Consider the following 12,597-nt stretch of genomic DNA (forward strand, 5'->3'; position numbering starts at 1 on the left):
AGCCTCGTCTTTCGTGACCGACCCGCTGCAGCCCCTCGTCGACCTGCCCGGCGTGCGCGACGCCGCCGACCGCGCCCGCGATGCACTCGCCGCGGTGCACCGGCACAAGTCGAACCGCCGCGGCTGGCCGACCACAGCGGCCGAGGCGGCGGTGCGCGCGGCGCGGTCTTCGGCGGCCATCGACGGCGGCAGCACCGACCTGCCCGCGGACGGGCGCGTCGAGGATCCGATCCTGGCCGGCTCGCTGCGCGTCGGCCAGGCGCTCGACGGCGACGCCCTGCGCAACCTCACAAGCACCTGGCAGCGCGCGCCGCTCCAGGCCCTCGCCCGGTTGCACCTGCTCGCCGCCGCCGACCTGGTCTCCGACGAGGAGCTGCTCGGGCGGCCGCGCACGGATCCGGGCGTCGCCGAGCGGCTGGACCTGCTCGCGCAGACGGTGTTGACCACGAAGGCGCCCGCGCCCGTCGTCGCGGCGGTGGTGCACGGCGAGCTGCTCGCGCTGCGGCCGTTCGGCACGGCCGACGGGATCGTGGCGCGCGCGGCCTCGCGGTTGGTGTCGGTGGCAAGGGGGCTCGACCCGCACAGCTTGGGCGTGCCGGAGGTGTTCTGGTTGCGGCGCAAGCAGGCGTACGACGCCGCCGCGGCGGAATTCGGGACCGGTCGGCCGGACGCGGTCGGCGGATGGGTGATTTTCTGCTGCGGTGCGCTGGAGGACGGCGCACGGGAGGCGACGTCGATCGCGGACGCGGCGGCGGGGTAGCGGCTCGGCTTCGGTGCCGCCTGCGTTGGTCGGATGCCGCGTGCGCGGGTTCGATAGCGCGTGCGCTCGCGCGCGATTCGGAATGGGCCCCGCACATCAAAGCGGGCGGCGTTGTCGTTGACGACCTCACCGCCCGCTAGCACGGACTACCGGGTTACCAAGCGTGCTAGGTGGGTTGTGTTCTGCGGCCTCGGCGACTATTCGAACTCCGCCGGTTCATCCCCGCAACCTGTGCGAGGCCTTCGCCGTCGACAATCCGAATCTCGCAGGCCCACAACGCTTCTGCCCTTGTCGCGGCGTGCTCCGCGTGGGTGCCTGGTGTCCGTGCTGGGAAGGGTGGGATGGGAGACTGAACCTTCTCTTCCGGCTCCGCCTTGGCCTTCCGTCCTTCCGTGCCTCCTTTCTACCACTGTGAGTGGGCTCACTCAAGGGTTGAGAAAGCACTGAATTATCGGCGTGTCTGTCGGCGTTTCGTGGTTAAATGCCTGGTCGCGGCCGCCCCCGTTCTCGGGTCGGCCGACCCCTCCGGCAAGTTGTCGGTTGCCCCGTTGAACAGCGCGGCGGCGGCCGTTCCGGCCCACCGGTCAATGATCAGCACCGGGCCGTCGGCCGTCAGCGGCGGCGGCGCAGCAGGCGGTAACTGATGGCTCCGGCCAGCACCGCGCTGAGTCCGACGGCCGCCGTCGCGGCAAGGGTGGTGGACGAGGGCGACTGGAATCGCGCCCACAGCGAGACCGGGTTGGAGAAGGTGAGGATCGGCCAGCCGCGCGTGACCGCCTCGCGGCGTAGCGTGCGATCCGGGTTCACCGCCGTCGGGTGGCCGACGGCGCTCAGCATCGGCAGATCGGTCACCGAATCGGAATAGGCGTAGCAGCGCGAGAGGTCGTAACCCTCTGTGGCGGCGAGCTTTTCGATGGCCTCGACCTTGCCCTCGCCGTAGCAGTAGAACTCGACCTCGCCGGTGTACTTGCCGTCCGCGACGACCATCCTGGTTGCCGCGGTGTGCGAGGCGCCGAGCACCTCCGCGATGGGCCCGACCATCTCCTCGCCGGAGGCCGAGACGATCACCACGTCGTGGCCCCGAATCTTGTGGTCGGCGATGAGATCGGCGGCCTCGGCGTAGATCAGCGGGTCGACCAGCTCGTGAAGTGTCTCGGCGACAATGGATTTCACCTGTTCGACGTCCCAGCCGGCGCACATCTTCGTCAGATGTTCACGCATGCGCTCCATTTGGTCGTGGTCGGCGCCGGACAGCAGGAACAGGAAGTGCGCGTAGCTGCTCTCCAGCACCGCTCTGCGGTTGAGCAGACCCTGGGCGAAGAACGGCTTGCTGAACACGAAGGTGCTCGATTTGGCGATCACCGTCTTGTCCAGATCGAAGAACGCGGCGACGCGCCCGCGTCTGCCCGGAGTGCTGTTCGCCGTCGTCGCGGCGCCCGCCCGGTGGTCGGGAACGGTTGTCTGGTCGCCCTCGGCCGTCACCCGTCCAGAATATGCACGCGATGCAAATGGCGGTGGCCGGGTCGGGTCTGCGGGGGCGGCCACGAGTTTGCCCGGGAGACGCCGGAGCGGCGGCGACGGCAAAGTTCTTCGCCGACAGACTTGCGTGACGGCCGGGGATTGGGTGTAGTATTGCTGGCACCTGGACATGGTCCAGGCGCGTTCAGCCCGACCCCCCGGGGCTGAACCCGACGGCCCCAGCCTCCTCCCCCCCCGGCTGGGGCCGTCCTCTATTTCGGGGACGGTTCCCCCTTTTCGCCGGCTCGGCGGTTGTCCACAGCGGCGGAGTTATCCACATTCGGCATCTCGGGTCTTCTGGCGAGCCGTCGATTACACCACGCTGACCTGCATGGATACCGACGCCGCGCAGACCGCCCGCTCATCGCCCGCGCTCGTGCTCATCCGGGATGTCCGGTTGCGCGACGAGGTCCGCCGGGTGGCGGCGGCCGCGGAACGCCAGCTCGACGAGCGTGAGCCGCCGGTGGGCAGGCATGTCTGGTCCGGAACGCCCCTGGTGATCCTCGACACAGCGGGGGCGCGCTCGTGCGCGGCGGCCGGTTGTGCCCGGCGGGCGGGCGTCGTTCTGGTGACCGACGGGGAGCCCGAACTGTCCGATTGGCAGGCCGCGGCGGCGGTCGGAGCCGAGCGCGTCATCGCACTGCCCGCGTCCGCCGAGGGGCTTGTCGAGAAGTTTGCTGAGCACGGCGAGCGGCGTGCTTCCGACGGCATCGCCGTGGCTTTCGCGAGCGGATCCGGTGGCGCGGGCGCCTCCGTTCTCGCCGCGGCGACAGCCCTGCGCGCCGCCGCCGAAGGGTTCCGGCGCGACGTGCTGCTCGTCGACGGGGCGCCCTTCGGCGGCGGTCTCGACCTGCTGTTGGGCATAGAGAAGGCTACGGGCCCCCGCTGGCCGGACCTGGTCGTCGAGGACGGCAGGGTCGCGGCAGCGGCACTGCACAGCGCACTGCCGAGGGCGGCGCCGGGGCTCGGCGTGCTGTCCTGCGGCCGCGGCGGTGCCGGTAGATTGCCGGGCCGTATCGGCGCCGGCGCGGTGCGCGCGGTGATCGAAGCAGGCCGTGCCGCAGGCGATCTCGTGATTTGCGACATTTCCGGCGAACGCGGCGCGCACGCCGAGCAGATGCTCGACCGCGCGGATCTGGTGGTGTTGGTCGTGCAGGCGACACTGCGGGCGGTGGCGGCGGCGGAGTCCGTCGCGGCGTTCATCGGTCGGCGAAATCCCAACCAGGGCTTGGTGGTCCGCGGTCCGGCGCCGGGCGGTCTGCGCGGAGCCGAAGTGGCCGAGGTGCTCGATCTACCGCTGCTCGCGGCCGTGCGCGCACAAGGGGGCCTCGCGGGTCGATTGGAACGCGGTGGGCTCGCCACCCCCCGGCGCGGACCGCTCACGGACGCGGCCGACGCGGTACTCGCCGTGCTCGGTGCGCCGACGGTGCGGAGCGGACGATGAGCGCGCTCGTGACGGCCGAGCTGCTGGATCGCGTGCGGGAACGGCTGGCGGGCACGCCGAGCGCGCCGGAACCGGCGGCCGTGGCGGCGGCCATTCGCGCCGAAGCGGGTGGCGTGCTCGGTGATACCGACCTGCTGCGGGCGTTGCGGCTGTTGCAGACCGAGATGACCGGTGCGGGCGTGCTGGAACCGCTGCTGCACGACCCGCGGGTGGCGGACGTGCTGGTGACGGCGCCCGACGCGGTCTGGATCGACCGGGGGCACGGCCTGGAAAAGACCTCGGTCACCTTCCAGGACGAGGCCGCGGTACGCCGGTTGGCCCAGCGGTTGGCGCTCGCGGCGGGCCGGAGACTCGACGACGCGCAGCCGTGGGTGGACGGCCGGTTGGCCGGAAGCGAAGCGGCGCTTGGTGATTCGTTCGGCGTCCGGCTGCACGCCGTGCTCGCGCCGATCGCGCACGGCGGCACCTGCCTCTCGCTGCGGGTGTTGCGGCCCGCCACCCAGGGGTTGGACGCCCTCGCCGCGTCGGGCGCCGTGCCGCCGGAGGCGAAAACGCTGCTGGAGCGGATCATCCGAGCCCGGCTCGCGTTTCTGGTGGTCGGCGGCACGGGCGCGGGAAAGACGACACTGTTGTCCGGACTGCTCGCCAAGGTCGACGCCCGCGAACGGATCGTGTGCGTCGAAGACGCGGCCGAGCTCGCGCCGCCGCACCCACACGTGGTGCGCCTCGTCGCGCGCACGGCGAACGTCGAGGGAGTCGGCGTGGTCACGGTCCGCGACCTGGTGCGGCAAGCGCTGCGCATGCGACCGGACCGAATCGTCGTCGGCGAGGTGCGTGGAGCCGAAGTGGTCGACCTGCTGACCGCGTTGAACACCGGCCACGACGGCGGCGCGGGCACCGTCCACGCGAACTCCCCGCGCGAAGTGCCCGCCCGGCTGGAAGCCCTCGCGGCGCTCGGCGGCATGGACCGCGCCGCCCTGCACAGCCAACTCGCCGCAGCGATCCAGGTGGTGCTGCATGTGGAGCGCCGTGCGGACGGTTCGCGTGGGCTGCGGGAGATCGGGGTGCTCGACCGTGCGGAGAGCGGGAACGTGCGGATCGTCGCGGCTTGGCGGTCGGATGGTGGGGCGGTGCCGGGGGCAGGAGAGCTGGAAGGTCTTCTGGCGGAACGGGTTGGACGATGAGGGCGGCGACCAGTTGTGTGGCGGTTGTGCTGGCCGGTCTCGCGAGGGCGGACCTTCCGGCCCGGCGGGTCCGGGCGATGGCGGCGATATCGGGCGCGGCGGCTGCGCGGACTGGGTTCGCGACGGCGGGATTGCCCGAGGGGCGGGTTCGGCGATGACAGCGGCGATGTTGTGCCTGGCGCTCGCGGTGCTGCTCTTGCCCGGCGCGGGTGCGAGACGGCGGCTGCGCGGACTGTTCTCGATAGATGGGGCGCGAAAGCCGGACTACAGCAACGTTGTTCGCTTCTCGGTGGTTGTGGGCGTGGTTTCCACAAAGCTGTTGGATGCCGGGACCTTCCTCGCCACCGCGCTGCTGGCGGGCACCGTGGGGCTGCGTAGGCGCCGGGCTCGCGGCGACCGGCACCGTGCCGCGGAGTGCGCCCACCTTCTCGACGCGCTCGAGGCGGTCATCGGCGAGCTGCGAGTCGGCGCGCACCCGAGCGCGGCCGCGGACGTCGCCGCTCGGGAATCGCGCGGAGCGGCGGCCCGCGCTTTCGCGGTCAGCGCCGCCCGCAGCAAGTTGGGCGGGTCCGCCGCCGACGGACTGCGCGACCCGGACGCCGTCATCGGAACCGAACTCGCTCGCATCGCCGACGCGTGGCGGATCGCCGAAGACCACGGCTTGGCGCTGGCCGAACTGTTGACGGCCGCCCGCGCAGACATGCGGGGCCGCATCCGTTTTCGTGCTCGTGCCACCGCCGCTCTCGCGGGTGCTCGCGCCACGGCCACGGTCCTCGCCACGCTCCCGCTGCTGGGACTGGCCTTGGGGCAGCTCATGGGAGCCGACCCGCTACGGGTCCTCTTCGCCTCCCCTGCGGGGAGTCTGCTGCTCCCTCTGGGCGTGGGCCTCGCCTGCGCGGGACTGCTGTGGAGCGATGCGATCACGCGAAAGGTGCTGGTGTGAACGGGCGCGCCGGATCAGCGGCGCGATCGAGGCTTCGTCGGCCCCGAAGTAGTGCGCGGGCACTTGCGAATTCGGCTCGGCGGGAAGGGGTTCGGCATGGCGGTCGAGACCGGTATGGCGACGTTGGCACTGGCGGGAGCCTTCGCATTGTGGCCGGGGCGTGTCGGCGTCAGTCGGCGACTGCGGGTCTTGGAGCCAGTGGGGCGGGCGACGAGCGCGAAACCGAAGAAGCCCGGCGTGGGCGATCCGCTCGATGTCGCCTCGGTATTCGACCTGCTGGCCGCATGCCTGCGCGCGGGACTTCCGATGGCGGGCGCGGCGCGAGCGGTGGCCGCCGGAGCGCCGCGGGCGGTCGCCGCCGCACTGTGCACAGCCGCGGACCTGCTGGCGCTCGGATCGGAGCCGAACTCGGCGTGGGAGCGAGCGGCGCGGGAAGCGGAGGGACGGCCGGGCGCCGCCGAGATCGACTCGCTGGCCCGGATGGCACGACGTTCGGCGCGCTCGGGCGCGTCGCTGTCGGTGGCCGTCGGAGAACTCGCCGACCAGCACCGCGGCGCGGTCGAGGATGCGGCGGCGGCCCGAGCGGAACGCGCAGGCGTGCTGATCGGCGGCCCGCTCGGCCTGTGCTTCCTGCCCGCGTTCCTCTGCCTGGGCATTGTGCCCGTGGTGATCGGTCTGGCGGGGCGGGTCCTGGATGGCGGTCTCCTATGAATGAGCACCGCCTCGCCGATCGGCAGCAGTCTTACCCGCGCGGAGGGACCGCGCGGGCCGAAGGGAAAGGGGAGATCGGTGCGAATCGACAAACCGACGGATCGCGCGCCGCGACGAGTCGGCGGCCCACTGCTTGCCGCGCGGTGGGCTCGCGCCCACGCGGCCGTACGGGATTCGACGGCCGAAGCGGTCCGCGCGCCGCGCGGCTCCGCGACGGACACGGCGAGCTCACCAGCAAGCTCGATCCGGCGGGTCGCTCGAACAACGGGCATTCGCTTGGCCAGGATCCGTGTGAAGTCGCGCAGGAAGGCGGCACATCGCGCGGACCCGACGAGTCGACGCACGGCGCCTGCGAACGCCGCGGCCGCCGTGCGGCACGAGGCGGTGCCACCGAGAGCCGAAGCGAGTACGGCTGTTTCGAGGTTTCACCCCCGACAGCTGTGGGCTCGCGCACGCGAGGCGATCGCGCGACTCCAACTCCGCACGATCCGAGCAGCCGCCGCCGAAGACGGCATGAGCACAGCCGAATACGCCATCGGCACGATCGCCGCGGCAGCTTTCGGCGCGGTGCTCTACGGGGTAGTGACCGGAGATTCGATCGTCGACGCGCTGACACGGATCATCGACCGCGCCCTCAACACCACGGTGTAGCGCCGGGCTCCGCGCGGCTTTGCGCTGTGCTGGCGGCTGCTGCGCGGTGCTTCACGGTGGCGGGTGTTGCGTGGCGTTCGGTTGTGGTGGTGGATGCCGTCCGGCGCTTCGCCGGGGTGACTGTTGCCCGGTGCTTGGCCGTGACGGGTGTTGTGTGGCCATCGGCTGTGGTGGTGGGTGCAGTGCGGCACTTGACCGGGGCGGCTGCTGTGCAGTGCTTCACCGTGAGGGCGGGGGTCGCGAGGCGTTGCACCGTCGCGGCCAGTGCCGCGCTGCGCTTCACCGTGGCAGCGCGCCCTCTGCGGTGCCCCACTGTGTCGGTGGGCGCTGCGTGTCGCTCCACTGTCCCGGCGGGCGCCGCGCCACGTCTTGGATCGGTGCGGATGGCAGACGATCGCGGTGCCGTCACGGTGGAGGCGGCGATCGCGCTCGGGTCCCTCATGGTCGCGGTGATGGCCTGTCTCGGAGCACTGCTCGCGGCGTCGACGCAGGTCCGCTGCGTCGACGCCGCCCGTGAGGCAGCACGCTTGGCGGCGCGCGGCGACGAACCCAACGCCGTCACCACCGCCAGGCAGGTCGCCCCACCCAACGCCACCATCTCGCTCCGTACGGAAGGTGCTCACGTCGTAGCGGTCGTCTCCGCACGAGCACCCCTCCTTCCTCTCGAGCTACACGCAGAGGCCGTGGCGGCCCTGGAACCGGAGGTGACGCGGTGAACGGGCGATCCAGATCGCCGATGCAACGGCGCGGCAGTGTCGGCAGGGAGGAATGGCGAGCCCGCAGGCGATGGGAACCACGGGCCGCCGGGCCGGGACGCGGGCGAGGGAGTCACCGGGCCGGATGGCCGGAACGCGGGTGCGAGGGCCACCCGCAGCGGTTGGGCTGTGGGCGAAGGAAGTGGGGAGTGGGGCGACCGGGGTGTGGGCAAGGGGAGTGGGGTGGGGCGACGGTGTTCGCATGCGTGGCGTTGGTGGGGTTGATTGCGGCGGCATTGTCGATCGGGCAGGTGGGGGCGGCAGTGGTGGCGCGGCATCGGGCGCAGGCGGGGGCGGATCTGGCGGCGCTCGCGGCGGCCGGGGCTTTGGACGGAGGGGTCGAGGCGGGGTGCGCGGCGGGGGAGAAGGTGGCGCGGCGGATGGGTGCGCGGATTAGTGAGTGTCGGGTCGACGGATGGGATGCGACTGTGACAGTGGCGCGAAATGTACCAATGGGTCTGTTCGGTGCGCGGACAGTGCACGCGATCGCGCGGGCGGGTCCGGCCGAAGAAGAAGAGTGACCGGTACGTACTAACACTCGCCAGTGTTTGTTCGCCACGAATGGGCTATAGGATTAATCGAACAATTACGATGCGATATCTATTTCCCGCGCGAGTGCGGAATATTCCGGCTCCGAATCCGCACGTCGACCGCCGAAGCCCACGGCAATACCTCAGTTAACATGAATCTAATCCTTTTTATTCAGCCCGCCGACACCGCTGCGTCTGGTGGGGCGGAAGAGGCTGATGGAGGCAGCCGACGCCCGGTGACCGCCGCCAGGATGGCGGTCCGGTCACGCTCGGAGGACGCGGGTGTCACGAACTGAAATCGGCGCCGTGACCTGGGCGAACAGAACCCCCAGGCCGGTCGTTCAGCTCGGCGAGGACGGCGGTCAACAGGCGGGCAGCGGCCCCCTTGTCGAGCGGGTGGTTGCCGTTGCCGCACTTGGGTGACTGCACGCACGAGGGGCAGCCCTCCGCGCACGCGCAGGACTCGATGGCCGACAGCGTCGCCGAGAGCCAGCGGTGCAGCTGGGCGAACCCGCGCTCGGCGAAGCCCGCCCCGCCGGGCTGGCCGTCGTAGACGAACACGGTGGGCAGGCCGGTGTCCGGGTGCTCCGCGGTCGAGACTCCGCCGATGTCCCATCGGTCGCACGTCGCGACGAGGGGCAGCAGGCCGATCGCGGCGTGCTCGGCGGCGTGCAGCGCGCCAGGCACCTGCCGCGGGTCGATGCCGGCGGTGGTCAGGAGCGCGGGGGTGACGGTGTAGAGCACGGCGCGGGTGGGGAGGGTCTGCGGCGGCAGGTCCAGTTCGACCAGGTCGAGGACCTCGCCGGTGGGCAGCGTGCGCAGATAGCCGATCACCTGGCTGGTCACGGTGACCTGCGCCAACGCGCTGGTCACCGCCCCGTGCCAGTGCTGCTCGGTGAACGCGTCGACGGCGATGTTGGTGACCTGCCGTGCGCTGGTCGTCCACCCGGGTTCGGCCGCGTGCACGAACGCCACGCCGCCCTCCAGGTCGAGCTCGTCCACCACGTAGGTTTCGCCTTGGTGCAGGTGGACGGCGCCTTGGTGCAGCGTCGCCGGGGCGCGCCCGGCATCGGCGGTGCCGAGCAGCCTGCCGGTCTCGCCGTCCACGATGGCGACCGGCGCGCCGATGCCGCCGCGCACGTCGACGTTGTCGTGCGGGTGCGCGTCCGCGGTGACATACCAGCGGGCGGCGCCGTCCTGACCTGCGACGCGGCGCCGGATGAGGCCTTCGGCGGCGAGGTCGGCGAGCACTTCGGCGGCGCCGAGTTCGTCGACTTCGGCATCGGTGAGCGGCAACTCGAGCGCCGCGCACAGCAGCTGCGGGCCCAATACATAGGGATTGCGCGGATCGGTGATGGTGGCCTCGACCGGCTTGTCCAGCAGCGCCTCTGGATGGTGGACGAGGTACGTGTCCAGCGGATCGTCCCTGGCCACGAGCACGACGAGCGAACCATGGGTGCGCCGACCCGCGCGGCCCGCCTGCTGCCAGAAGGAGGCGACGGTGCCGGGAAAACCCGAGATCACCACCGCGTCCAGGCCCGCGATGTCCACGCCGAGTTCCAGTGCGTTGGTGCTGGCCGCGCCGAGCAGGGAACCGTCGGAGAGTGCGGTCTCCAGGTCGCGGCGATCTTCGGCGAGGTATCCGGCGCGGTAGGCGGCGACCCGCTCGGCGAGGGTCGGATCCACCTCCGTGAGCAGCCGCCGGGCTTCCATCGCGGTGAGTTCGGCGCCTCGCCTGGACCGGACGAACGTCAGCGTCCGCGCGCCCTCGACCACCAGGTCGGCCATGATCCGTGCCGCCTCCGACGTCGCCGAGCGGCGAACCGGCGCACCGTTCTCGCCGGTCAGGGTCGTGAGCAGGGGCGGCTCCCACAGCGCGACGGTGCGCGGGCCCTGCGGCGAGCCGTCCTCGGTCACGGCGACGCAGGGCGCGCCGATCAGGCGGGACGCCGCGGCCGCTGGCTCGGCGGTGGTCGCCGAGCACAAGATGAATACCGGATCGGCGCCGTAGCGGGCCGCGATCCGCCGCAGCCTGCGCAGGACCAGCGCGACGTGCGAGCCGAAGACGCCCCGATAGGCATGGCATTCGTCGACGACCACGTAGCGCAGCCTGCGGAAGACCCGGGCCCAGCGCTGGTGTGAGCGCAGCATTCCGACGTGCAGCATGTCCGGATTGGTGAAGATCCACCGCGCGTTCGCCCTGACCCACTGCCGGATCTCGGCGGGTGTGTCGCCGTCGTAGGTCGCCGGATGCACATCCCGCAGCGGACCCTCGTGGGTCAGCGCGCCGACCGCTCGCAGCTGGTCGGCGCCGAGCGCCTTGGTCGGCGAGATGTATAGGGCGGTGGCCTTCGGGTCCGCCAAGAGTGCCGTGAGCACCGGCAATTGATAGCCGAGCGATTTACCGGACGCGGTGCCCGTACTCACCACGACGTGCTGTCCAGCGGCGGCCAGTTCCGCGGTCTTCGTCTGATGCGTCCATGGCGCGTTGATTCCGCAGGCGCGCAGGGCTTCGACCACGTCGAGAGCGGCCCATTCCGGCCACTCGGTGCCGCCTGCGACCCGCGCAGGAAGCTCTACGACGTGGGTCAGCCTGGGGTCGCCGTCGAGGCCGCCGCGTTGGACACGATTCAGCAACGATCGCCCGTAGCTGACGGCGCTCCCGGGCTCGGTTCGGGCCGTCTGGTGGGTCGGATTCACGATCCCGCGACTCCGACACGCGAGGAAAGTGTGAAACGTGTGCGAGTGGGAAGCTCCACCAGCCATTTCGATACCAAAGAGCGACCTGGATCACATCTGGTTTGCCAGATGCTGTCCCGGTTATCCAGGGGCAAACGAACCTGAAGTACGGATTCGAGCATTGTGTCCCTCACCTGCACATTCGCAAGATCAACTTTTTTGCAAATTGTCGGTAACTCGACTGTTGAATTGCTCGAAGACATGGTTCACTGGTTCCTGGTCGCAAGCTTCTGTGTTCGAGGGACGGATCCAAAGTCCAAACCGTCAGCAGGATCGATGTTGCGAACGGTGTGCTTGGTGCTTTCCTGCAGGGGGAACCAAGAGTACAGCGGTCGGAACGGACCCGGTGGACGAACCCAGTTGTCCGCCGTTCCGGTAAGAAAAGAGAAGGAACAGAATGGCACAGGGAACTGTGAAGTGGTTCAACGCGGAGAAGGGGTTCGGCTTCATCGCGCCCGAGGACGGCTCCGCTGACGTCTTCGTCCACTACTCCGAGATCCAGGGGTCGGGCTTCCGCACCCTCGAGGAGAACCAGAAGGTCGAGTTCGAGGTTGGCCAGGGCACCAAGGGCCCCCAGGCCACCGGAGTTCGCGCGCTCAGCTGAGCGACGCTCAATACACAGCTCGTCCCCCACCACCGGTGAGCCGGAGGTGGGGGACGAGCTATATCCGGGGTGGGTCGGAAACGGCGGTCCGTGAAAAATATGAACTAAATGCGCTGCTGCCGGCCGGTGACGGCTCCGCGGGCCGCGTTGCTCGAAGGATGCCGGTTCACGAGCTTCCAATCGGTTTCCGGAGTGGGCGCGCATAGCTGAGCGGGGGTCGTTCCAGACGGCAAAACCGCAGCGTGCGGCACCTGAATGGCCCCGAGAGCTCGTACGTCAGCCCACCGCGGCCGGAGAACAGCCGACCCCGCGACGACGCTGCCGCAGTACCGGCACGCGTCGCAATCAGCTGGCCCTGGTCAGCCGCGGAGTCCGCCCGAATTCGAGCCACGGTCACGCACCCCGATCCTCAACCGAGCGGCCGTCCACGCGCACGGCATCGGCCAGAACGCCACGCCCGAGAACAGACCTTCGCGCACTATGTCGCGAACACAACTCCGGCGGCGAGCGGACCTGATCCCGAATCATCCAGCTCGAAAGCTCCCCAGCGGCGAAGCCCCTTGCCGTCCACAGCGATTGGCGCGCGCCCAAACACATCCAACCCGCCCCCGCACTCCGTATATATCGGCAACAACCCCAACATTCCACCCCCACCAACCACCCCCGAGGCGAGCCTTACGAGCCCGTTCGCGGCCGTCTCGCTTCCGAGCGGTCGAAGCGCATGCGACGCAGTCGCGAGTCTCGACCGCTCGGAAGCG

11 protein-coding genes are annotated in these 12,597 nt (G+C 70.5%); 9 read left to right on the forward strand and 2 right to left on the reverse strand.

The window, feature by feature from the left end:
- Positions 1 to 13: 13 nt before the first annotated feature.
- Positions 14 to 760, forward strand: a complete 747-nt coding sequence (locus tag CRP45_RS27855) for a Fic family protein (RefSeq protein WP_097247709.1) — start codon at positions 14 to 16, stop codon at positions 758 to 760.
- Positions 761 to 1,372: 612 nt separating this feature from the next.
- Here the strand turns inward: CRP45_RS27855 and CRP45_RS27860 are convergent.
- Positions 1,373 to 2,242: an HAD family hydrolase gene (locus CRP45_RS27860; RefSeq protein WP_179831044.1), complete on the reverse strand. Its 870-nt coding sequence runs from the start codon at positions 2,240 to 2,242 to the stop codon at positions 1,373 to 1,375.
- A gap of 367 nt (positions 2,243 to 2,609) precedes the next feature.
- Between CRP45_RS27860 and ssd the strand changes: the two genes are divergently transcribed.
- The 7 genes from ssd (at position 2,610) to CRP45_RS27895 (ending at position 8,487) form a co-directional block, all read left to right on the forward strand.
- Positions 2,610 to 3,722 carry a septum site-determining protein Ssd gene (gene ssd / locus CRP45_RS27865; protein WP_097247710.1) on the forward strand — a complete coding sequence of 371 codons (1,113 nt, stop codon included), beginning with the start codon at positions 2,610 to 2,612 and terminating at the stop codon, positions 3,720 to 3,722.
- Positions 3,719 to 4,906 (forward strand): TadA family conjugal transfer-associated ATPase, encoded by a 1,188-nt coding sequence (locus CRP45_RS27870; protein WP_097247711.1) that lies wholly within the window; start codon positions 3,719 to 3,721, stop codon positions 4,904 to 4,906. The genes ssd and CRP45_RS27870 overlap by 4 nt, the downstream gene beginning before the upstream one ends.
- A 154-nt stretch (positions 4,907 to 5,060) precedes the next feature.
- Complete coding sequence (locus CRP45_RS27875; protein WP_097247712.1) at positions 5,061 to 5,849, forward strand: type II secretion system F family protein; 789 nt, start codon at positions 5,061 to 5,063, stop codon at positions 5,847 to 5,849.
- Positions 5,850 to 5,945: 96 nt separating this feature from the next.
- Positions 5,946 to 6,560 (forward strand): type II secretion system F family protein, encoded by a 615-nt coding sequence (locus CRP45_RS27880; RefSeq protein ID WP_245910510.1) that lies wholly within the window; start codon positions 5,946 to 5,948, stop codon positions 6,558 to 6,560.
- Between the two features lie 462 nt (positions 6,561 to 7,022).
- Positions 7,023 to 7,211, forward strand: coding sequence for a DUF4244 domain-containing protein (locus CRP45_RS27885; protein ID WP_245910546.1), 189 nt, complete (start codon positions 7,023 to 7,025; stop codon positions 7,209 to 7,211).
- A gap of 383 nt (positions 7,212 to 7,594) precedes the next feature.
- A complete protein-coding gene (locus CRP45_RS27890) occupies positions 7,595 to 7,927 on the forward strand; it encodes a TadE family type IV pilus minor pilin (RefSeq protein ID WP_097247713.1) in 333 nt (110 codons plus the stop codon).
- 20 nt (positions 7,928 to 7,947) lie between these two features.
- Positions 7,948 to 8,487, forward strand: coding sequence for an Rv3654c family TadE-like protein (locus tag CRP45_RS27895; protein WP_097247714.1), 540 nt, complete (start codon positions 7,948 to 7,950; stop codon positions 8,485 to 8,487).
- Between the two features lie 294 nt (positions 8,488 to 8,781).
- Here the strand turns inward: CRP45_RS27895 and CRP45_RS27900 are convergent, their stop codons facing one another.
- The gene (locus CRP45_RS27900) at positions 8,782 to 11,133 is read right to left on the reverse strand and encodes a DEAD/DEAH box helicase (protein ID WP_245910512.1); all 2,352 of its coding nucleotides are present in this window, start codon (positions 11,131 to 11,133) and stop codon (positions 8,782 to 8,784) included.
- A 499-nt stretch (positions 11,134 to 11,632) separates the two neighbouring features.
- Between CRP45_RS27900 and CRP45_RS27905 the strand changes: the two genes are divergently transcribed.
- The gene (locus CRP45_RS27905) at positions 11,633 to 11,839 is read left to right on the forward strand and encodes a cold-shock protein (protein WP_011206895.1); all 207 of its coding nucleotides are present in this window, start codon (positions 11,633 to 11,635) and stop codon (positions 11,837 to 11,839) included.
- Positions 11,840 to 12,597 lie beyond the last annotated feature (758 nt).

It is taken from the genome of Nocardia amikacinitolerans (assembly GCF_900215415.1).
Taxonomy (GTDB): Bacteria; Actinomycetota; Actinomycetes; order Mycobacteriales; family Mycobacteriaceae; genus Nocardia; species Nocardia amikacinitolerans.